Below are 19,950 nucleotides of genomic sequence, written 5' to 3' on the forward strand. Positions count from 1 at the left end.
CTCAAAATCATGGACTTGGCGGAGATGCGCGGCGCGTCCGGAGGGCGAGCGGGAGGCTCGTTCGGTTGCGCCAGGCGGTCTAACATCCAAGAACCGGAGAACCGCGGGAGCGCCAGTCCGGCCAATTGGCCATACGGGGGCAGACATAAGGATTGCCGCCCGGAATTGTCAACGCGTGGCACGGTTATTCTCGTTAGGGCGTTCTTCTGCCGTCCTTATGCCAGCATCTGGGAAAAATGCGGGCAAAAATCTGCAATTGTTAACTTGGCAGGCCGACGACCCCTGGTCTATGGATGCGCCCAAATCGCGATCTCGCATCCTCCGCCTCGGCCGGAGCGCTTCCTGTGCTCCGAGACACCCCCGAGGCCTGAACCCGGCAGGAGCCGTTCCAAGTGATCCATATCCGTGTTGCCCGTCTTACCGCGTTCGCGCTTGCCGGCGCTGCGTTTCTCTCCGGGGCGGCCTTGATTGGCCCAAGCCGGGCCTTGGCCGACGACGCCGTGCTCGCCAAGCTCAACGGCAAGGAAATCCGGGAGTCGGACCTTGCACTCGCCGAAACGGAAATCGGGCCTCAGCTTGGCGAATTTTCGCCAGCCCAGCGGCGCCGGGTGCTGCTCGAGTTCCTGATCGAGATGCAACTGTTTGCCGACGCTGCGGATAGCGACAAGCTGACCAGCGGTCCCGACTACGAGAAGCGGCTGGCTTACTGGACCCTGCGGGCCAAGCGCGACGCATTCTACGAAAAGGCGGTCAAGGGATCGATCGGCGACGCGGTTATGAAGGGTATCTACGACGATAAGGTCAAGATGATCCCGCCGCAGGACGAGGTCGAGGCGCGTCATATCCTGGTCGACAGCGAGGCTAAGGCCAAGGAAGTCGTCGAGAAGGTCAACAAGGGCGACGACTTCGCGAAACTGGCGGAAGAATATTCGAACGATCCGGGCTCCAAGGCCGACGGCGGCAAACTCGGCTATTTCTCTAAAGGCCAGATGGTGAAGGAATTCGAGGACGCGGCCTTCGCGCTGCGCAAGGGCGAGGTGTCGAAGCCGGTTCAGAGCAAGTTCGGCTGGCACATCATCAAGATCGAGGATCGCCGCGCCAAGCCGGTCCCGAGCTATGACGAAGTGAAGGACCAGATCCTCAACGGCATGGTGCAGCAGAAGGGCCAGCAGGTCGCGACCGAGCTGCGCGGCAAGGCCGGCATCGAGTACGTCGACAGCGAGATCAAGCTCCAGGTCCAACAGGAGACCGCGGCGCAGGCTGCCAAGCAGAAGCAGTTCGAGCAGCAGATGGAAGAGCAGATCAAGAAGAAAGATGCGCTCGACGCCATCCAGAAGGACCAAAAGTAAGCGCACGGACGCATTCACTCTGGCTTAGGTCGGGCCGCCGGAATGGGCGGCCCGATTTTTTCTGCCCCCGGTCCAAAGCTGGGACAGGCGGCCGATGTGGAAACTGGCGCGTTTGCCTTCGGGCTGGTAAGTCCCGCGCTAGAGCGCGATGAGCCAAGCTTCGGACACTTCCCGCGCTGCCGATTCACGCCGCGCCCGATAGGGGCCGCGACGATCGGAGCGCGTGGGTCCGAAGCGATCATGGTCACCTTAGTGAGACCTATGATTCACGCTTCGGACTGGTAGGGTCCGAAGCGATCATGGTCTAGAAGGCCGTAAATCGGGAGCCGGTATGTCCAGCCAACTCGCCTTGATGATCGCCATTCTTTCTGAAGTCGCCGCGACGTCGGCTCTCAAAGCCAGCGATGGGTTCAGGAACCTCGTGCCGTCGCTTATCGTCGTGGTCGGCTACGGCACGGCGTTTTACTTCCTGTCACTCGCTTTGCGGACCATCCCAATGGGGATCGCGTACGCCATCTGGTCGGGGGTTGGCATCGTCCTTATTTCGCTGGCGGGTTGGCTTGCCTACGGCCAGAAGCTGGATCTTGCGGCGCTGGCCGGAATAGGGCTCATCATCGCCGGCGTCTTCGTGCTCAACATCTTGTCCGGCTCGTCAGGGCATTAGCGGACGACGCGTCACACCACCCCGTTATATTGCAGCCTCGTAGGTTTGCGGCCAGTGCCGCTTCGGAGTTCCACCATGGGCAAGATCACGACTCGCTCGCCATTTGCGCCGGATACCCTGGTGCGCCTCGAACCACTCGAAGGCGTTCGGTTCGCGACCGCCGAAGCGGGGATCCGCTATCAGGGCCGCACCGATCTCATGGTGGCCGTGCTCGACGCGGACACGACGGTTGCCGGTGTCTTCACCCAATCCAAGACGGCATCGGCGCCGGTGCTCGCCTGCCGCAAGCATCTGAAGAAAGGCGAGGCGCGGGTTCTGGTCGTCAATTCCGGAAACGCCAACGCGTTCACCGGAAAAAAGGGCAAGGAAGCCGTCGATCTCACGGTCGAGGCGGCGACCGAGGCTGCCGATTGTGCGCGCCATGAGGTGTTCGTCGCTTCGACGGGCGTGATCGGCGAGCCGCTGGATGCGAAGGTTTTCGCGCATCTTCTGGATGATCTGGTGAAGAAGGCCGAGCCGGATGCCTTTGAAGCGGCCGCACGCGCGATCATGACAACCGATACCTATCCGAAGATGGCGACCCGCAAGGCGTTTATCGGGGACGTGGAAGTGACGATCAACGGCTTCTGCAAGGGAGCGGGCATGATCGCGCCGGACATGGCGACGATGCTGTGCTTCATTTTCACCGATGCGCACATTGCGGCCAAGCCGCTGCAAGCGCTGCTCTCCGAACACGTCGAGACGACCTTCAACGCGATGACGGTCGATGGCGACACGTCGACCAGCGACACGCTGCTGTTGTTTGCAACCGGCGACGCCAGCGTGCGTGGGCAGGAGCCCATCACGAAAGAGGGCTCGAAGAAGCTCAAGGAGTTCTCGGCGGCGCTGCACGATTTGATGCAGGATCTTGCCATTCAGGTTGCCAAGGACGGCGAAGGGCTTTCCAAGTTCGTCACCTTCGTCGTGGAAGGGGCCGAGAGCGAGAAGGCGGCGCGCAGAATTGCTCTCTCCTGCGCCAACTCTCCGATCCTCAAGACGGCGATCGCCGGCGAAGACCCGAACTGGGGTCGCGTCGTGATGGCAGTCGGCAAATCGGGCGAGGCGGCGGATCGCGACAAGCTCTCGATCTGGTTCGGCGAGCATTGCGTGGCGCGCGACGGCGAACGGTCGGCAGACTATGACGAAGCGACGGCGGCTACCTATATGAAGGGGCGCGAGATCGTGATCCGGATCGACGTCGGTGTCGGCGATGCAACTTCGCATGTCTGGACTTGCGATCTCACGCACGACTACGTGTCGATCAACGCGGACTATCGCAGCTGATCGCATCGGTGCGTTCCACATTCTCAAACCGTGAATTGGGAGGGGGAGTTTGCCATTGACACCCGACTTCTGGATCGAGCGCTGGAAAAAAGGCGAGATCGGTTTCCACATGGGAGCCGTGCACGAGTTCCTTCCGAAGCATTGGCCCCATCTCAAGCTTGCCCCCGGCAGCGCCGTGTTCGTGCCACTCTGCGGAAAAAGCCATGACATGGTGTGGCTCGCCGCGCAGGGCCATCGGGTAATCGGGATCGAGCTTTCGCCACTCGCGGTCGACGATTTCTTCCAGGAGCAGGGTCTCGAAGCCGACACGCGCTCGACGGGTGCGCTCGTCGTGCGTTCGGCCGGGCCCTACACGATCTGGTGCGGGGATATTTTCGATCTTCCGGCCGAGGCGACGGCCGAGGTCGCGGCGGTCTACGATCGCGCGGCGCTTGTCGCGCTCCCGCCCAGCCTGCAGCCGCGCTACGCCAAGAAGCTCGTTGAAATTCTTCCGGCCTCCGCGCCCATCCTGCTCGCCGGGCTCGTCTATCCCGACGGTGAGATCTCGGGGCCGCCGTTCTCGACACCGCTCGCGCAGGTCGCGGCGTTGTTCGGAGGCAGCTACACGATCCAACTTGCGGAAGTCCGCGACGGCCTAGCGCAGAGCCAGAATTTGAAGGCTCGTGGCGTCTCTTCGCTCGAGGAGACCGCCTACATTCTGGAGCAGAAGCCCCGTAGCCTATGGGATTGAGCGGATCGCCTCGTAGACAAGCGAAAGGTCTGGCCCTGTCGCGCAATAGGGCGGCATGACGTAGATCGTGTTGCCGAGCGGGCGAAGCAGAATGCCCTGGGCCAGGAAGTGGGCACGCAGCGCTGGGCCGGCGGCCGCGAGATAACCGCCGTCCGCGACATCGAGATCAACAGCGGTAATGGTGCCGATCCGGCGCGGGTTCAGGAAGCGCGAGCTGCTCTCGACCAGCGCGGTGAGGTTCTGTTCCTGCATCTCGCTCACTTTTGCGATGCGGTCCAGCACCGGCTCGTTTTCCCAGATTTCGAGATTGGCGAGGGCCGCGGCACAGCACACCGGATTGGCCGTGAAGCTCGACGAGTGAAACAGCGTGCGTGCGCGATCTTCGGAGTAGTGCGCGTCGTAGATGCGTGACGTGGCAAGTGTCGCGGCGAGGGGCATACTGCCGCCGGTCAGACCCTTCGCGGTGCACAGGATGTCGGGCGTGACACCGGCTTGGTTGCAAGCGAAGGTCGTGCCGGTGCGGCCCCAGCCGGTCATGACCTCGTCGGCGATGAACAGCGCGCCGTAGCGCTCGCAGATGCGCTTCATCTCGGCAAGGGCAGCGGAGCTATACATCAACATGCCGCCTGCGCCTGCGATCAACGGTTCGGCGATGAAGGCGGCAACCGGAGTTTCGCGGCAGGCAGCTTCCAGGGCGTCGAATGTCTCCTGCTCGCGACCGGCATGCGGGAACGGAATGCGAATGACGTCGAACAGCAGGGGCTCGTAGGCGGCATTGAAGACGCCGCGGGCGCCTGCGGACATGGTGCCGATGGTGTCGCCGTGATAGCCGTGCTCGAGCGCCGCGATGCGGGAGCGTGGGTGTCCGATGTTGCGCCAGTAGCCGAGCGCCATCTTGATCGCGACTTCCACTGACGTGGAGCCGCTATCCGAGAAAAACACGTGTTCCAGGCCGACTGGCGTAATGGCGACCAGTTTCTCGGCGAGCTTCTCGGCGGACTCGTGGGTGAAGCCTGCGAAGATCACCTGATCCAGCTTGTCGATCTGATCTTTGACCGCGGCAACGATAGCCGGATGGCGGTGGCCATGGGTGATCACCCACCACGACGATATGGCATCGAAAATGCGCCGGTTGTCATCGGTTTCGAGCCAAGCGCCCTTGCCGCGCGTGATGGTCGGCACGTTGTCTTCCAGCGCGTGCTGGGTGAACGGATGCCAGACGGTTCGGCGGGGCATCAGCGGAAATCCTCGAGGCGGAAGGCGGCCTGAAATGCGTCGGCGAGGCTTGTGCGTGTCAGCGGCTCGATCTGCGGCAGGCGGCCGAGCCGGCGCACGTTGCCCATTTCCGCGATGGTTCGTTCCGTATCCGGGTTTTCATCGCCGACGAATGCGATGCCGAGGATCGGGATGTTGCGGCCGTTCAGGGCCTCGATGGAGAGTAAGCTGTGGTTGATGGTGCCGAGTGCGGTGCGGGCGACAAGCACAACAGGCAGGCGCCAGGATGCGAAGACGTCGATCGTCAGCGTTTGGCGATTGACCGGGACCATCAGGCCGCCGGCACCTTCCACGACGAGAGGACCTTCGATCTTCGGAAGCTCGAGTTTCGCGATGCCGATCTCGATGCCTTCGGCCTCGGCGGCGCGATGGGGCGAAGCAGCCATGTTCAATCGATAGGCTTCCGGGTGAATGCGATGCGGCGGCAAACCTGAAAGCGTGTGCACGCGTTCGCTGTCGCCGCCATCGGCGAGGCCGCATTGGATCGGCTTCCAGTACGTCGCTCCGAGCGCGCCGGCTAGGGCGGCGGCGAAGACGGTCTTGCCGACGTCGGTGTCGGTGCCGGTGACAATGAGGCCCTGGGTCATGCCGGGACCTTCCGAAGGATGGTAGCGAGGGTGTCGAGCAGCCGCGACGTTGCTTCCTCGCCGGCGTTGAGGGTGAGCGAAATCCTGAGCCGCGCGGTGCCCTCGGGTACTGTCGGCGGGCGTACGGCGCGGACGTCGAAGCCTTCGGCCACGAGGGCCTTGGCGACCGAGATCGCCTTTTCGTCGCTGCCGAGAATGACGGGCTGAATGTGGGAGCCGGACGGCGCGATTCCGCACAGGCGCTCGAGCTCACGGCCGGTAAACGCAACAAGGTTTGCGAGCCGTTCCCGTCTCTCCGGGGTGCGGTGCACGAGATCGAGGGCGGCGCGGACGGCTGCAGCCATCAGCGGGGAAGGGGCGGTGGCGTAAATGAACGGGCGCGCGCGATTGACGAGATAATCCCGTATGACGCGCGGGGCGAGCAGCAGAGCGCCGCTGGCGCCGAGTGCCTTGCCGCAGGTGTGCAGCGAGATCACGTCGGGCGCCCCTTCGAGCGCGTGGGCAAGGCCGCGTCCGCCGGGACCCAGCACGCCGGTCGCGTGGGCTTCGTCGACGACGAGGATGCCGTCGTGACGACGGGCAACCGCGATCAGATCCGCGAGGGGCGCGCAATCTCCGTCCATCGAATAGAGGCTTTCGACGGCGATCCATGGGCGGCCGGTGCCGCCGGCCGCGCGCCAGCGAACGATTGCGTCGTCGAAGCTTTGCGGCGCGTTGTGGCGGGCGGCGGCGATGGTGGCCTTTCCGGCGCGCATGCCGTCGATGACGCTGGCGTGGATCAGCGCGTCGTGGACGACGAGGTCGGCGCGGGCGGGGAGTGTCGAGAACAGCGCGTAGTTGGCGACGAAGCCGCCACCGAAGTAAAGGCAACTCTCGGCGCCGAAGAACGAGCGGGCCTCATCCTCGAGCGCTTCATGCTCGGGATCATTGCCGCGCAGCAGACGTGAGCCGCCTGCGCCAACGGCGACGCCGCGCTGCAAAGCGGCGGCGACGGCTTCGGTCAGTTGTGGCGAGCTGGCGAGGCCAAGATAGTCGTTCGAGGAGAAGTCAATGCCGCTGCGCGGGCTCAACTCGCGCAGCCGTCCGCGACGCTCGAGGGCCTTTAGCGCGCGCTCGTGGCTGTCGTCTGGCATGATGTGGTTCCGGAGCAGCCGCATCCGGCGTGCTCGGTCGATGCCTCGCCGTCTGCGCAGGTTTCGTCCGCATCACAGCCTTCAAGCGCCAACGGCTCGATGCCGAGCTTGTTGAACAGCGCCTGGTCCTTGTCCTCGCCGGGGTTGTCGGCGGTGAGCAGCGTCTCGCCGCAGAAAATCGAGTTGGCGCCGGCGAAGAAGCAGAGCGCCTGGGTTTCTTCGCTCATCTCGGTGCGGCCAGCGGAGAGGCGCACGAACGAGCTCGGCATCATGATGCGGGCGAGCGCGATGACCCGCACGAAGGCGATCGGATCGACCTTCTTGCGGTTTTCGAGCGGCGTGCCCGGAATGGGGATCAGCATGTTGATCGGCACGCTTTCCGGGTGCTGCTCCAAGTTAGCGAGCGTCACCAGCATGTCGATGCGGTCCTCGGTGGTCTCGCCGAGGCCGACGATGCCGCCGGAGCAGACCTTGATGCCGGCTTCGCGTACGCGCGCGAGCGTATCGAGACGGTCGGCGAATGTGCGCGTCTTGACGATCTCGGAGTAGTAGCGCTCAGACGTATCGATGTTGTGATTGTAGTAGTCGAGGCCGGCGTGCTTGAGCTGCCCGACGTCGTCGTCAGAAAGCATGCCGAGCGTCATGCACGTTTCCATGCCGAGCGCCTTCACGCCTTCCACCATCGCAACGACGGAAGCCATGTCGCGGCTCTTGGGCGAACGCCAGGCGGCGCCCATGCAGTAGCGCGTCGCGCCCTGGGCCTTCGCCTTCTTGGCTTCGTTGATGACGCGCTGGACCTCCATCAGCTTCGAGGCCTTGAGGCCGGATTCGTGATGGGCGGACTGGCTGCAATATCCGCAATCCTCCGCACAGCCGCCGGTCTTGATGGAGAGCAGGCGCGCGAGCTGGACTTTGTTGGGGTCGAAGTGGCGGCGTTGGACGGTGGCCGCGCGGAACAGAAGATCATTGAACGGCAGGTCGTGGATCGCTTGCGCCTCTGCACGGGTCCAGTCGTGGCGGACGGGGTCCGCTGTTGCTGCTGTCATCTGGACGACGTGGACATTCATCGAGGGCGCTCTCCTCATTCCGGTTCGCCGGGGCTCATGGCGATGTTTGTACTGTTAAGGGGCGGGACCGCAAGGATCAAATTGCTGCGGCCCACCTGGCCTCCCTCGGGGCGTAGACACCCGCTGGGTCCCGTCTTTTTGCAGGATTGTCAACCATTCCCACCCAATAGCACCTTGCGTTTACTTTAGTTATGGGGAAGGCTGACAAGTGCTCGTTCGATCAAGGTACCAAATATGGGCCCGGTCGAAATATTTATTGGGGAGAATACCATGGACCTTACTTCATTACTTATTCAGGCTGTCAGCGGTGCAGTCGGCGGTAATGCCGCTGCCGCCGCCACCAAAAACGATGCTCTTGGAACTTTAGGCAACACGATCGCGGGCGCGCTCGGCGGCGGAGTCGGCGGTCAAATCCTGGGTCCGCTTCTGGGCCTCGGTACGGCTGCAGCTACCTCCGGCCTCGACATCCAGGCGGTGTTGACCGGCTTTGCAACGGGCGGTGTCAGCGGCGCGCTGACGGCGCTGGTGCTCGGCTTCATCAAGGCCAAGCTCGCGGGCTGAGCTTTGCTCAACCCGAATACTTGGGCGCCTGATTAAGAGATCAGGCGCCTTCTTCGCTTTTCCTGCGCTGCCGATTCACGCCGCGCCCGATAGCGGCCGCGGCGATCGGAGCGCGGGGCCTGAAGCGATCGTGGTCTAGCCCGCGATCTTGCCGCCGCCTTTGCGTGTGATTGCCACGACTGCGGGGCGCGGAGGCATGCCGTCCTTGAAATCCGGCCAACGGGTGGACGGCTTTTCGAACGTCGATGCGGTTTCGGCGTCGTCCAGGGTTTCCCCCGGATGCTGAACGGCGACGAAGAAGGTTTCGAGGTCCGGCGTAAAGCACGGGCCGCACATCTCAGCTCCGATCGGGACCTGAAAGAAGCAGCGTGAGGTGGCGCGTCCTGCGCCTTCCGTCTCGACGGCCCAGATGCCGTCCGCGCGGCCGGTACGTTTCGGCTGGTTGCCGTCAGTCGCGACCCAGAGGCGGCCGTCGGCATCGACGGCGCAATTGTCGGGCATGCCGAACCAGCCGTTCGCGGTGGTTCCGGCGGCAAACGTCGCGCCGACCTCGGCCACTTCTGGCGAGCCGCACTTGAGCAGGATTTCCCAACGGAAGGTCGGCGCGGCGTGATCGCCGCCGTCGGGCACGATCTCGATGATGTGGCCGAACAGGTTCTCGGCGCGCGGGTTGGCGGCGTCGGTCTCGGTTGCCTTGCGCTTGGCGTTGTTGGTCAGCATCACGTAGACCTTGCCGGTCTTCGGATTGACGTCGATGTCTTCCGGCCGGTCCATGCGGGTGGCGCCGAGCATGTCGGCGGCGAGGCGGGTGTGGATCAGAACATCGCCCTGATCCTTGAAGCCGAACGCCTCGGAGAGCCAGACTTGGCCGTCCTTGTTGGGTTGGCTGTGGACAAGCGGGAGCCATTCGCCGGTGCCGTCGGCGTGGAAGCGGGCGACCGAGAGCGTTCCGCGATCCAGAAGATCGCGGTTGGCGGTGCGGTTCGCGATGTCGACCTTGCCCTCCGTCACGAAGCGGTAGACGTAGTCGAAACGTTCGTCGTCGCCCTGGTAGACGACGAAGCGGCCATCGCGGTTCACGATGTTGCCGGCTCCTTCGTGCTTGAAACGGCCGAGCGCGGTGCGTTTCACCGGCGTCGAGGCTGGGTCGAGCGGGTCGATCTCGACCACCCAGCCGAAACGGTTCGGTTCGTTCGGCTCCCTGCGAACGTTGAAGCGATCATGGTGCTGGCCCCAAGCGTACCATTCGCCAGGGATGCCGTAGCGGGCGAGCGCGCGCTCGTCGCGGGTCATCGGCGCGTCGGGATCCTTGCCCCAGAAGTAGCCGTTGACGTTCTCCTCGCAGGTGAGCCACGTGCCCCACGGGGTGACGCCGCCGGCGCAGTTGTTGAGCATGCCCTTGACGCGAGTGCCGGTCGGATCCGCCGACGTCTTCATGCGGTCGTGGCCGGCAGCGGGGCCAGAGATCGCCATGTCCGTTTCGGCGGTGATGCGGCGGGCGTAGCGCGAGCCGGGGACGACCTGCCATTTGCCGTTCTCGCGGCGGATCTCGATCACCGAGCCGCCGTGCGCCATCATCTCGGTATCGACGATCTCACGCGTCACGGCGGAGAAGTCGGCGTTCTTGTCGCTGCGGGGCGCGAGGCCAGGAAGCATCAGCTCGCCGTTGGTGTACTCGTGATTGACGACGAGCAGGCCGTGGCTCGCGCTGCCGTCGAGCGGAATGAAACCCAGAAAGTCGTTGTTGTAACCGAACTGCTTCATCTGGGCGGCGGGATCGGGCTTACCGGGTTCGAAAGCCGGCGCATCGGGTAGAACCGCGTCTCCCCAGCGGATGAGAATATCGGCGTCATAGCCTTCGGCCACGCGATGGGTCTCGGAATACGGCGCTACGGGCAGCTCGACGAAATCGAAGGAGGCGGCCTGGTTGTCCGGCACGGGTTTGTCGAGGGCCGGCGCGGCGGCCAGAGCTTCCGGCCAGATGAGCTCGGTCGCAACCGAGACCGCTGCCAGGCCTTTGACGAGGTCGCGGCGGGACAGGCGGGTCGCGATGAGGTCGCCGATGGTCGGTTGGCGCGTGGGATTGGAGCCTTCGTTCTCGGCAGCTTCGAAGGCGACGGCAGGCGGCAGCGCAGGGCGCATCATCAGGCACTCGTTCGGTGATGGATGCATGCTCATTAGCTGCGGAAGGTCACCGCCTCATGACGCTCTCGCTTTGTTCGTGGGCGCGATTGGATTTTCGCCAATCGCGAAAACGAGGAAAATACCTCAGTAACAAGGGGAACCTGTTGCTTCGCAAAAGCGGTGCGAATCTTATCAACATTTCGTTATTGTCTTCATCTTACCCATTTGATCTTGATCATTTGCAATCAACAGACGTCGTGCCTAGTCTTTAAAGATGCGACCATGAGGCTCCGGCCATGTAGCCGGGCCCGTGCTTAGGGAGTTGAAGCGATGGCTAATCAAGCGGGCTTTGATCCGAACGCCTTCGGTCCGTTCGGTGCGATTTTCCAGAATTACCTCTCCGCTCTCGAGAGCTTCGGTCAGGGCAAGGCTTCGCCCGTCGCAACAAGCCTGCCGGGCTTCGATCCCCAGGCCGTCGCGGCCCAGACGACTGCGCCGCTCAAGGCTGCCGGCCGTTGCCAACTGGAAGTGCTCGGCCTCGCCAACCGGCGAGCCCAGGCCTACATGCAGGTATCGACGCGTCTCGCCCAATGCCGCACGCCGCAAGATCTCATGAACGAGCAGCTGGCGTTCTGGCGGACTGCGTCCGAGCAGTACACGAGCAGCGGACGCAAGATTGCCGAGGCCTGGGTGCAAGTTCTTCCCTGGCTGGGAACGTCTTGGGTGCAGGGCGACAGCCGCACTGCGCGGCCCGAGCGCGACTACATCAGCTTCAACGGCACCGGGAAAGAAGTCGGAGCCGGGGCTAGCCGGCAGGAACCGTCCAATAAGCAGCGCCGCGTCGCCTGAAGCGAGCGCTTTCGATCGGCGGGAGCGACCGATTTCGCTCTCGCTCAATCAGTTGAGCGCCGTCAGCCCCTCGCTGAAGCCGCCGAGCGAGATCGGGATGCCGATGCCGGCTTCCTCTGTCTGGAAAATGATGAAGATCGCGGTTTTGCCGGTCGATAGCTGTTTGACCAGCTTATCCTCGACCGTCACCTGCGCGTAGCAGGCAAAGGTGTGACAGCGCAGGAATGGCGCGTGTCCGATGTCGACGCCATCCACCTTGAGCCCGACGCCGGGCGGCAACAGGATGCCGACGGGAGCGAATATCCGGAGCACCTTGGTGCCGTTCGAGAACTTCTGGAAGTAGATCGTCAGGCCGACGTTCTTGCGATCCTCGGCGGTGACGCTTTGGACCAGCGCGCAGACTTCGTTCTTGGCGCCGGCCGGGGGTGGTTTGCAGACATATTGCCAGTCGCCGTACTGGCCTTTCACGGTGCCGTCCGCGAACTGTCCCGAGAGGGCTGCCTGCTTTGGTTGATCGCTCTCGGCACCTTGGGCAAATGCCCCTCCGTACGAGTTAAATCCCGTGCCGGGAAGTCCCGTTAAGAGCGCGAATAACGCAGCGCACAAGAGCGCCGATCTGCGTTTTCCGATGGCCGCCACGCGCTGTGCCGATAGGACCCTTGGTGTTGCCATGAGAGTGAATTGCCCCCCGATGAGATCGCGAACGATTGCGCTCAATGCCCGTAAACAGCGCGCTAGCGCGTCTACCTCACTCCGTTCGTCTCGGCGAGGAAAAAGGCCAAAGTGGGACTCGCTTATCCGCTTTTGCGTTCGCGCATTTGTTTCGCTGCTCCAAAGACCGTTCGTGTCGCGCTCCGGTATTGTTGCGATGCAATAACACCGCTGCCTCAATCGCCATTATTTCGACGCGTGGTTATGACGCAGAAAACTTGACTTGAGCCGAGTTTGGCGATTGTGCTGTGTCTTGGTCGGGGGACTCTGCCAAAACCACGCGCGCTCATGATCGGAGAGTGCCGCAAGAATGGGTGGTCAGGGCGAACCTACCGGCGCGGGGTATCCCGCCGGGCGGGAATGATCTGAAAGATCAGACGACCGACATCAGGGAGATTCCGGTACACAGGTGCCGGAGCACGAACCGGGGAGCGATTAATGCTGAAATGGATTCTCAAGTGTGTGCCTCAGATGGCGCTGGCCGGGCTCGTCGCCCTGCTCGCACATCCGGGGACGGCGCTGGCCAACAACGGCCTGGGCCAGCCGCTACCCAAGCAGATGGGCTTGCAGGAAGCCGCCACTCCGATCGCGCGCGAGCTGCACAGCTTCTACGATCTGACGAACACGATCATCATCGCGATCGCGATCTTCGTGCTCATCCTGATGCTCTACGTAATGTTCCGCTTCAGCGAGAAGCGTAACCCGACCCCGAGCACCACGACCCATCACACGTTGCTCGAAGTGGCCTGGACAGTAATCCCGATCCTGGTTCTGGTCGTCATCGCGATCCCTTCGTTCAAGCTCCTGATGAACCAGTACAGCTATCCGAAGCCCGATCTCACCATCAAGGCGATCGCCAACTCGTGGTTCTGGGAATACGAGTATCCGGATAACGGCAACTTCTCGATCACCTCGAACATGCTGACCGACGACGAAGTCGCCGAGCGCGTGAAGGAAGGCATCCCGACGCCGCGCCTCCTGGCCGTCGACAACGAGATCGTCGTGCCTGTCAATAAGGTGGTGCACGTGCTGGTGACGAGCAACGACGTCATCCACAATTGGACGGTGCAATCTTTCGGCTCGAAGATCGACGCCGTGCCCGGCCGCATGACGGCAACATGGTTCCAGCCGGAGAAGGAAGGCATCTTCTACGGCCAGTGCTCGGAACTCTGCGGTCTCAATCACGCATTCATGCCGATTGGCGTGCGCGTGGTCTCGGAAGCCGTGTACAACGAGTGGGCTGGCGCCATGCAGGCCAAGGACAAGAAGAAGGCACGTGAGATTCTCAAGAAGGTGGCTCTCGAGCAGGCCGGCGTGAAGACCGCCTCTGACGCTGCCCCGGCGCCGCAATAAGCGCCGAGACGGCGGCGGTCCGATACGGGACTGCCGCCTCGCCTGAAACAGGAATGGAAACACCCAGGTCAACAAGGGTTTCATACAATGGGTAGCACGACCGCACATGCCGGCCACGATCACGACCACATCCCTACCGGGTGGCGTCGCTGGCTGTTTTCGACGAACCACAAAGACATCGGCACGATGTACCTGATCTTCGGCATGATCTCGGGTATCATCGGCGGTGCGCTTTCGATCGCCATGCGCCTCGAGCTCGCAGAGCCGGGCATGCAGTACTTCTCCAACCCGCACATGTTCAACGTGTTCGTGACCGGCCATGGTCTCATCATGGTGTTCTTCATGGTCATGCCGTCGACGATGGGCGGTTTCGGCAACTGGTTCGTACCGTTGCAGATCGGCGCGCCTGACATGGCGTTCCCGCGCATGAACAACATCTCGTTCTGGCTGTTGCCGGTGGCGCTGGCGCTGCTCCTGATCTCGATGTTCGTCGAGGGACCGTCGGGCATGCACGGCGTCGGCGGCGGCTGGACGCTCTATGCGCCGCTGTCGACCACGGGCCATCCCGGTCCGGCCGTCGACTTCGCGATCCTTGCGCTGCACGTCGCGGGCGCTTCGTCGATCCTCGGCGCTATCAACTTCATCACCACCATCTTCAACATGCGCGCACCCGGCATGACTATCCACAAGATGCCGCTGTTCGTATGGTCGGTTCTGATCACCGCGTTCCTGCTGCTTCTCTCGCTCCCGGTTCTCGCCGGCGCGATCACGATGCTGCTCACGGACCGCAACTTCGGCACGACGTTCTTCTCGCCTGCTGGCGGTGGTGATCCGATCCTTTACCAGCATCTGTTCTGGTTCTTCGGACACCCGGAAGTGTACATTCTGATCCTGCCCGGCTTCGGCATGATCAGCCACATCGTAGCGACGTTCTCGCGCAAGCCGGTGTTCGGCTACCTCGGCATGGCGTACGCAATGCTCGCCATTGGCCTCGTCGGCTTCATCGTGTGGGCGCACCACATGTATGCCGCCGGCCTCACCGTCAACACGCAGGCCTACTTCGTGTTCGCGACGATGGTCATCGCGGTTCCCACGGGTGTTAAGATCTTCTCGTGGATCGCCACCATGTGGGGCGGGTCGCTGCAGTTCCGGGTTCCCATGATCTGGGCGCTGGGCTTCATCTTCCTGTTCACGGTGGGCGGCGTCACGGGCGTGATGCTGGCCAACGCCGGTGTCGACCGCGCGCTGCATGACACCTATTACGTCGTGGCGCACTTCCACTACGTGCTGTCGCTCGGCGCCGTGTTCTCGATCTTCGCGGGCTACTACTACTGGTTCCCGAAGATGACCGGCTACATGTACTCGGAGTTCTGGGGCAAGACGCACTTCTGGATCACCTTCGTCGGTGCCAACATCCTGTTCTTCCCGCAGCACTTCCTCGGTCTCGCCGGCATGCCGCGCCGCTACGTGGACTATCCGGATGCCTACGCGTTCTGGAACCACGTTTCGTCGATCGGTTCGTATCTGACGGCGATCGGAACGCTCACGTTCTTCATCGGCATCTTCGTTGCTCTGGCCCGCAAGGTTCCGGCCGGCAACAATCCGTGGGGTCCGGGTGCAACGACGCTCGAGTGGACGTTGTCGTCGCCGCCTCCGTTCCACTGCTTCGAGACGCTGCCGCGCATTTCGGGCAGCTCGCACCACTAAGCAAGCGCGCGCACGGCGAGGTCGGAAGCCTCGTCGTGCGCCGCACGTTTCACATGCTGCGGGCGTGACGCCCGCGACACCTCGAAGCCGCAACGGAGAATTGCGAGCACTATCGGCGGGGGCAACCCGCTGCGGGAGGACGGAAAGCAAATGTCAGGATTGACTGCCGACGGCGCACTGACAGGTTCGGCGACAAGCACGGAACCTTCGGTCGGCGATTTTTTCGAGTTGATGAAGCCGCGCGTGATGTCGCTCGTGGTGTTCACCTCGCTCGCAGGGTTGATCGCGGCTCCGGGTGACCTGCATCCGGTGCTAGCGATCATTGCGGTCATCTGCATTGCGGTCGGTGCGGGCGCATCGGGCGCGCTCAACATGTGGTACGACGCGGACATCGACGCGAAGATGGCGCGCACGGCTGCGCGCCCCATTCCGCGCGGCCGGGTGACGCCCGACGAGGCGCTGGCCTTCGGCTCGGTGCTGTCGGTGATGTCGGTGGTTACGCTGGGCGTGCTGGTCAACTGGGTGGCCGGCGCTCTGCTCGCGCTCACGATCGCCTACTACGTCTTCTTCTACACGATGTGGCTCAAGCGCCGGACACCGCAGAACATCGTCATCGGCGGCGCTGCCGGTTCGTTCCCTCCGATGATCGGCTGGGCGGCCGTGACCGGGACCGTCACGATCGAAAGCGTGCTTCTGTTTCTCATCATCTTCATGTGGACGCCGCCGCACTTCTGGGCGCTGGCGCTCTACCGCTGCCGGGACTACGAGCGCGTCGGCGTGCCGATGCTGCCGGTGGTCGCCGGGCCGGACGAGACGCGCCGCCAGATCCTGCTTTACTCGCTGGTGCTGACGCCGCTCGCCGTGATGCCTTATGTGATCGGCCTCGGCGGGATCGTTTATGCCGTGGTCTCGGTGGTGCTTGGTCTCATTTTCCTCCAGCTCGCCTTCAAGGTCTGGCGGATCCGCGAGGGGCGCGAAGCAGATCACGCGGCCAAGCGGCTGTTCACGTTCTCGATCTTCTATCTTTTCCTGCTGTTCGCGGTCATCCTGGGCGAGCACCTCGCCCTCAAGCTGATGGTGTAGCGTGGGACAGATCGAACTCAATATACGCGAGGCAAACGTGACGGGATCTGCAGACGAAGAGAGCAAGCGCCTCAAGCGCCAGCGTCTGCGCTCGGTCGCGATCGCGTGCGGTCTCGGCTTCCTCGTGTTGCTGTTCTATGCGGCGACCATCGTGCGGATGGGGCACTAGATGGATGGTGACCACGTGACCAACAGCGATCGTAACGAAGCCGAAGCGGTATCCGCCGCTGCGCCCGTTCGCGCTCCGGTTCGCCAGGTTTCCCATCGCGGGGTCGTGCTGACCTGCGTCGGCGCGCTCTTGTTCATGGGGGCGGCAACCTATGCCGCCGTTCCGCTCTATCGCATGTTCTGTCAGGTGACCGGCTTCGGCGGCACGCCGATGCGCGTGGAGAATGCCTCCACGACCATCGTCGACCGGACTATCACGGTGCGTTTCGATGCGAACGTGACGCCGGGCATGCCGTGGGAATTCCAGCCGGAGCAGCGCACGATCACGCTCAAGCTCGGCGAGAACGCGCTCGCTTTCTACAAGGCGCACAACAACTCGGATAAAACGCTAACGGGCACGGCCGGCTTCAACGTCTCGCCGGACCTCGCAGGCGCTTATTTCAGCAAGATCGAGTGCTTCTGCTTCAAGGAGCAGACGCTGGCTCCCGGCGAGAGCATCGATATGCCGGTATCCTTCTACGTCGATCCCGCGATCCTCAAAGATCGGGATGCGGCGCACATCAACGAAATTACGCTCTCCTATACGTTCTATCCGGTAGCTGGGAGCGGTGCAGCGGCGGAGGTCAAGCCGCAGCAACCGCAACAGCAAAAGGGAGGGTAGTGCCGAATATCGCCACGACCGGACCTGAGGAGTTGTCGAAAGACCGGGCGTAGCGAAAGGGCATAGACGCAAGACTTCGGGCAGCTGGGCCGATCGGCTCTGGACCAAAGCCTGGAAAAAGTAAGACCCCGGGGGAAACGCACACCTCCGGGTTAAAAGACGGGCCAAGACGCGGGCTGCCTCATGACCTTTCGGGGGCGGGCAGCTCCGGACGAGGCCGGGGAACGAAAACGAACGGGGACTGTGGAGACGAATATGGCTGAAGCGCACGGCAAGCAACATGACTACCATCTGCTCGATCCGAGCCCCTGGCCGTTGACGGCTTCGCTGTCGGCGTTCGTGACGGCGGTTGGCGCCATCATCTGGATGCGCTCGACCGGTGAGGGCGCGACGGGCCTGTTCGGCATCCACGGACCGTGGGTGTTCGCTGCCGGTTTTGCCGGCCTCATCGCCACGGCCTACCTGTGGTGGCGCGACGTCATCATCGAAGCTCACCGCGGCGATCATACGCCCGTTGTGCAGCTTCACCTGCGCTACGGCATCATCCTCTTCATCGCTTCCGAAGTGATGTTCTTCGTGGCCTGGTTCTGGGCCTACTTCGACTTCGCGCTGTTCCCCGCCGACATCTACACGCCGGAGAACGTCAAGGAAGCGCTCGGCATGGTGCAGCGGAACGCGCTGTTCGGTGGACAGTGGCCGCCGGTGCCGGTCGAGTCTACGGACGCCGTCATCCCGACCACGGGCGCGCCGGTCAACGGCTACTTCAAGGGCACCTTCGATCCGTGGGGCCTGCCGCTGGTCAACACGCTGATCCTGCTGTCCTCGGGCTGCACCGTCACGTGGGCGCATCACGCGCTCCTCAAGAACGATCGCCGCGGCCTCGTGCTTGGCCTCCTTGCGACGGTTCTGCTCGGGCTGCTGTTCACCGCCACCCAGGCTTACGAGTACATGCATGCCGCGTTCACTTTCGGCGGCCATGCCTACGGCTCGGCCTTCTTCATGGCCACGGGCTTCCATGGCGCGCACGTCATCATCGGCACGATCTTCCTGTTCGTGTGCCTGCTGCGCGCGCTCAAGGGCCACTTCACGCCGAAGCAGCACTTCGGCTTCGAGGCCGCTGCCTGGTACTGGCACTTCGTCGACGTGGTCTGGCTGTTCCTGTTCGCCGCCATCTACGTCTGGGGCGCGGGTGCAAATCCGGGCGCCGGGCACTGACATCACGTCAGGCGATTTCGGTATAAGATCAGGGGCCGGGAAATTTCCCGGCCCCTTTATACATTCTCAGCTTTATGCGTTTTCGGGTGCGAGGAGTGGCGATGACCGGCAAGGATCCGACAAACGCGTCCGGACGGGGTGTGTCCCCGATCGTGGCGGGGGTGCTGGCGCGCTGCCCTAGATGCGGACGGGGCTCGCTGTTCCACAACGGGCTCATGCTGAAACCTTCGTGCGACGGCTGCGGACTCGACTACAAGTTCATCGATACCGGCGATGGGCCGGCCGTGTTCGCGATCCTGATCCTTGGCTTCGTCGTGCTCGGGGGTGCGCTGTTCGTCGAGTTTCGCTATGAGCCGCCGGTTTGGGTTCACGTGGTGCTGTGGGGGATCGTGACGCCGCTTCTGGCGTTTGGTCTTTTGCGTTTCCTCAAGGCGATCCTGATCGCGCTACAGTGGGTCAACAAGGCTGAAGAAGGCCGGTTGGCGAAAGACGACGCATGACGACTTCTCACACTCCGAACAGTCAACCGGCACGGCGCGGCGGGATCGTCGTCGCCACGGTGATGACGCTTATCGCGCTGCCGATCCTGATCGGGCTCGGCGTCTGGCAGCTCGAGCGCAAGGCGTGGAAGGAAAGCCTGCTGACTGCGATCGCAGAGCGCACGAAGCAGGAGCCCGTCGATCTGCTCGGCACCTACAGCGCCACTCACGAAAGCGACCTCGGCTTCGAATACGTTCGCGCCAAGGTCCGCGGCCGCTTCCTGAACGACAAGGAGCGCTATTTCTACGCGCCGGATCAGAAGCTCGGACCGGGCTATCACGTCTATACGCCACTCGAAATCGCCGGCACGACGGCCGTCGTGTTCGTCAATCGGGGCTTCGTGACTGAGGACCTGAAGGACCCAGCCAAGCGTCGCGAGGGGCAGCTCGACGGCGAGGTCGAGGTCGTCGGCCTTCTACGGGGGCCTGGCATCAAAGCCACCTTCACGCCGGACAACGATCCGAAAGCGAACCTTTGGTTCTGGCGCGACTATGCGGGCCTCTTCGCCTCGGCGTTTTCCGGAACCGATCGGACCGCGATTGCGGCGTTTCTCGACGCGGAGGCGCCGGCGCCAGGGGGCTGGCCCAAGGGTGGGGCGACGCTCGTCGAGCTGCCGAACCGGCACCTCGAATATGCGCTGACCTGGTTTGGCCTCGCGGTGACGCTGGTGGCTATTTTCGGGGTGTTCGCCTGGACACGGCGTCGCGCCACACCCCCGGAACGGGGTTAATCCAGGCTGCCGGGGCCGTCTCCGGCGGCCTCCGCTTGATCGAGGGCAGTGCGCCCATTACAGCGTTAGGGCGGTATCAGGCGGCCGAGCCTGTTCGAATTCGGCAACGACCGGCTTTAC

20 protein-coding genes are annotated in these 19,950 nt (G+C 63.2%); 14 read left to right on the plus strand and 6 right to left on the minus strand.

What is annotated here, in order from left to right; translation table 11 throughout:
- Positions 1 to 392 precede the first annotated feature (392 nt).
- The 4 genes from RCO24_RS11360 to RCO24_RS11375 all read left to right on the plus strand — a co-directional run bounded on the left by RCO24_RS11360 (position 393) and on the right by RCO24_RS11375 (position 4,066).
- The gene (locus tag RCO24_RS11360; RefSeq protein WP_308962119.1) at positions 393 to 1,349 is read left to right on the plus strand and encodes a peptidylprolyl isomerase; all 957 of its coding nucleotides are present in this window, start codon (positions 393 to 395) and stop codon (positions 1,347 to 1,349) included.
- Positions 1,350 to 1,680: 331 nt separating this feature from the next.
- Positions 1,681 to 2,013: a multidrug efflux SMR transporter gene (locus RCO24_RS11365; RefSeq protein ID WP_308962120.1), complete on the plus strand. Its 333-nt coding sequence runs from the start codon at positions 1,681 to 1,683 to the stop codon at positions 2,011 to 2,013.
- A gap of 75 nt (positions 2,014 to 2,088) precedes the next feature.
- On the plus strand, positions 2,089 to 3,336 hold the full coding sequence (argJ, locus tag RCO24_RS11370; RefSeq protein WP_308962121.1) for a bifunctional glutamate N-acetyltransferase/amino-acid acetyltransferase ArgJ: 1,248 nt from the start codon (positions 2,089 to 2,091) through the stop codon (positions 3,334 to 3,336).
- A gap of 55 nt (positions 3,337 to 3,391) precedes the next feature.
- Positions 3,392 to 4,066 carry a thiopurine S-methyltransferase gene (locus RCO24_RS11375; protein WP_308962122.1) on the plus strand — a complete coding sequence of 225 codons (675 nt, stop codon included), beginning with the start codon at positions 3,392 to 3,394 and terminating at the stop codon, positions 4,064 to 4,066.
- Here the strand turns inward: RCO24_RS11375 and RCO24_RS11380 are convergent.
- The 4 genes from RCO24_RS11380 to bioB are packed head-to-tail and all read right to left on the minus strand — an operon-like array spanning position 4,055 to position 8,128.
- Positions 4,055 to 5,302: an adenosylmethionine--8-amino-7-oxononanoate transaminase gene (locus RCO24_RS11380; protein ID WP_308962123.1), complete on the minus strand. Its 1,248-nt coding sequence runs from the start codon at positions 5,300 to 5,302 to the stop codon at positions 4,055 to 4,057. The two genes, RCO24_RS11375 and RCO24_RS11380, sit on opposite strands and share 12 nt — an antisense overlap.
- Positions 5,302 to 5,928 carry a dethiobiotin synthase gene (bioD, locus tag RCO24_RS11385; protein ID WP_308962125.1) on the minus strand — a complete coding sequence of 209 codons (627 nt, stop codon included), beginning with the start codon at positions 5,926 to 5,928 and terminating at the stop codon, positions 5,302 to 5,304. The genes RCO24_RS11380 and bioD overlap by 1 nt, the downstream gene beginning before the upstream one ends.
- Entirely contained in the window at positions 5,925 to 7,061 is a 1,137-nt protein-coding gene (locus RCO24_RS11390) for an 8-amino-7-oxononanoate synthase (protein WP_308962126.1), read from the minus strand. The genes bioD and RCO24_RS11390 overlap by 4 nt, the downstream gene beginning before the upstream one ends.
- Positions 7,031 to 8,128, minus strand: coding sequence for a biotin synthase BioB (gene bioB / locus RCO24_RS11395; RefSeq protein WP_308962127.1), 1,098 nt, complete (start codon positions 8,126 to 8,128; stop codon positions 7,031 to 7,033). The genes RCO24_RS11390 and bioB overlap by 31 nt, the downstream gene beginning before the upstream one ends.
- Positions 8,129 to 8,398: 270 nt before the next feature.
- Here bioB and RCO24_RS11400 point away from each other — a divergent pair, with 270 nt between their 5' ends.
- Complete coding sequence (locus RCO24_RS11400) at positions 8,399 to 8,689, plus strand: hypothetical protein (RefSeq protein ID WP_308962128.1); 291 nt, start codon at positions 8,399 to 8,401, stop codon at positions 8,687 to 8,689.
- A gap of 135 nt (positions 8,690 to 8,824) precedes the next feature.
- On the opposite strand, the gene RCO24_RS11405 is transcribed toward RCO24_RS11400, so the two are convergent.
- Positions 8,825 to 10,834, minus strand: a complete 2,010-nt coding sequence (locus RCO24_RS11405; RefSeq protein WP_308962129.1) for a PhoX family phosphatase — start codon at positions 10,832 to 10,834, stop codon at positions 8,825 to 8,827.
- Between the two features lie 309 nt (positions 10,835 to 11,143).
- Between RCO24_RS11405 and RCO24_RS11410 the strand changes: the two genes are divergently transcribed.
- On the plus strand, positions 11,144 to 11,662 hold the full coding sequence (locus RCO24_RS11410) for a phasin family protein (protein ID WP_308962131.1): 519 nt from the start codon (positions 11,144 to 11,146) through the stop codon (positions 11,660 to 11,662).
- Positions 11,663 to 11,710: 48 nt separating this feature from the next.
- Here the strand turns inward: RCO24_RS11410 and RCO24_RS11415 are convergent, their stop codons facing one another.
- Complete coding sequence (locus tag RCO24_RS11415) at positions 11,711 to 12,334, minus strand: invasion associated locus B family protein (RefSeq protein ID WP_308962132.1); 624 nt, start codon at positions 12,332 to 12,334, stop codon at positions 11,711 to 11,713.
- Between the two features lie 477 nt (positions 12,335 to 12,811).
- Here RCO24_RS11415 and coxB point away from each other — a divergent pair, with 477 nt between their 5' ends.
- The 8 genes from coxB (at position 12,812) to RCO24_RS11455 (ending at position 19,830) form a co-directional block, all read left to right on the plus strand.
- Entirely contained in the window at positions 12,812 to 13,726 is a 915-nt protein-coding gene (gene coxB, locus RCO24_RS11420; protein WP_308962134.1) for a cytochrome c oxidase subunit II, read from the plus strand.
- Positions 13,727 to 13,813: 87 nt separating this feature from the next.
- On the plus strand, positions 13,814 to 15,433 hold the full coding sequence (gene ctaD, locus RCO24_RS11425) for a cytochrome c oxidase subunit I (protein WP_308962135.1): 1,620 nt from the start codon (positions 13,814 to 13,816) through the stop codon (positions 15,431 to 15,433).
- A gap of 150 nt (positions 15,434 to 15,583) precedes the next feature.
- On the plus strand, positions 15,584 to 16,516 hold the full coding sequence (gene cyoE / locus RCO24_RS11430) for a heme o synthase (protein WP_308962136.1): 933 nt from the start codon (positions 15,584 to 15,586) through the stop codon (positions 16,514 to 16,516).
- A gap of 37 nt (positions 16,517 to 16,553) precedes the next feature.
- Positions 16,554 to 16,685 (plus strand): hypothetical protein, encoded by a 132-nt coding sequence (locus RCO24_RS11435; protein WP_308962137.1) that lies wholly within the window; start codon positions 16,554 to 16,556, stop codon positions 16,683 to 16,685.
- A complete protein-coding gene (locus tag RCO24_RS11440; RefSeq protein ID WP_308962139.1) occupies positions 16,686 to 17,345 on the plus strand; it encodes a cytochrome c oxidase assembly protein in 660 nt (219 codons plus the stop codon). It abuts the gene before it with no gap.
- Between the two features lie 255 nt (positions 17,346 to 17,600).
- Positions 17,601 to 18,560 carry a cytochrome c oxidase subunit 3 gene (locus RCO24_RS11445; protein WP_308962140.1) on the plus strand — a complete coding sequence of 320 codons (960 nt, stop codon included), beginning with the start codon at positions 17,601 to 17,603 and terminating at the stop codon, positions 18,558 to 18,560.
- A gap of 101 nt (positions 18,561 to 18,661) precedes the next feature.
- Entirely contained in the window at positions 18,662 to 19,060 is a 399-nt protein-coding gene (locus RCO24_RS11450; protein ID WP_308962141.1) for a DUF983 domain-containing protein, read from the plus strand.
- Positions 19,057 to 19,830: an SURF1 family protein gene (locus RCO24_RS11455; protein WP_308962143.1), complete on the plus strand. Its 774-nt coding sequence runs from the start codon at positions 19,057 to 19,059 to the stop codon at positions 19,828 to 19,830. Before RCO24_RS11450 ends, RCO24_RS11455 begins: the two co-directional genes overlap by 4 nt.
- Positions 19,831 to 19,950 lie beyond the last annotated feature (120 nt).

The sequence above is a fragment of the Hyphomicrobium sp. LHD-15 genome, assembly GCF_031157355.1.
In the GTDB taxonomy this organism is placed as follows: domain Bacteria; phylum Pseudomonadota; class Alphaproteobacteria; order Rhizobiales; family Hyphomicrobiaceae; genus Hyphomicrobium_C.

Excerpts from the sequence above, each read along its gene's own strand:
- RCO24_RS11365 (WP_308962120.1), top strand. The coding sequence starts at position 1,681 with ATGTCCAGCCAACTCGCCTTGATGATCGCCATTCTTTCTGAAGTCGCC.
- argJ (WP_308962121.1), top strand. The coding sequence starts at position 2,089 with ATGGGCAAGATCACGACTCGCTCGCCATTTGCGCCGGATACCCTGGTG.
- RCO24_RS11380 (WP_308962123.1), bottom strand. The coding sequence starts at position 5,302 with ATGCCCCGCCGAACCGTCTGGCATCCGTTCACCCAGCACGCGCTGGAA.
- bioD (WP_308962125.1), bottom strand. The coding sequence starts at position 5,928 with ATGACCCAGGGCCTCATTGTCACCGGCACCGACACCGACGTCGGCAAG.
- RCO24_RS11390 (WP_308962126.1), bottom strand. The coding sequence starts at position 7,061 with ATGCCAGACGACAGCCACGAGCGCGCGCTAAAGGCCCTCGAGCGTCGC.
- bioB (WP_308962127.1), bottom strand. The coding sequence starts at position 8,128 with ATGAATGTCCACGTCGTCCAGATGACAGCAGCAACAGCGGACCCCGTC.
- RCO24_RS11400 (WP_308962128.1), top strand. The coding sequence starts at position 8,399 with ATGGACCTTACTTCATTACTTATTCAGGCTGTCAGCGGTGCAGTCGGC.
- RCO24_RS11405 (WP_308962129.1), bottom strand. The coding sequence starts at position 10,834 with ATGATGCGCCCTGCGCTGCCGCCTGCCGTCGCCTTCGAAGCTGCCGAG.
- RCO24_RS11410 (WP_308962131.1), top strand. The coding sequence starts at position 11,144 with ATGGCTAATCAAGCGGGCTTTGATCCGAACGCCTTCGGTCCGTTCGGT.
- RCO24_RS11415 (WP_308962132.1), bottom strand. The coding sequence starts at position 12,334 with ATGGCAACACCAAGGGTCCTATCGGCACAGCGCGTGGCGGCCATCGGA.
- coxB (WP_308962134.1), top strand. The coding sequence starts at position 12,812 with ATGCTGAAATGGATTCTCAAGTGTGTGCCTCAGATGGCGCTGGCCGGG.
- ctaD (WP_308962135.1), top strand. The coding sequence starts at position 13,814 with ATGGGTAGCACGACCGCACATGCCGGCCACGATCACGACCACATCCCT.
- cyoE (WP_308962136.1), top strand. The coding sequence starts at position 15,584 with ATGTCAGGATTGACTGCCGACGGCGCACTGACAGGTTCGGCGACAAGC.
- RCO24_RS11440 (WP_308962139.1), top strand. The coding sequence starts at position 16,686 with ATGGATGGTGACCACGTGACCAACAGCGATCGTAACGAAGCCGAAGCG.
- RCO24_RS11445 (WP_308962140.1), top strand. The coding sequence starts at position 17,601 with ATGGCTGAAGCGCACGGCAAGCAACATGACTACCATCTGCTCGATCCG.
- RCO24_RS11450 (WP_308962141.1), top strand. The coding sequence starts at position 18,662 with ATGACCGGCAAGGATCCGACAAACGCGTCCGGACGGGGTGTGTCCCCG.
- RCO24_RS11455 (WP_308962143.1), top strand. The coding sequence starts at position 19,057 with ATGACGACTTCTCACACTCCGAACAGTCAACCGGCACGGCGCGGCGGG.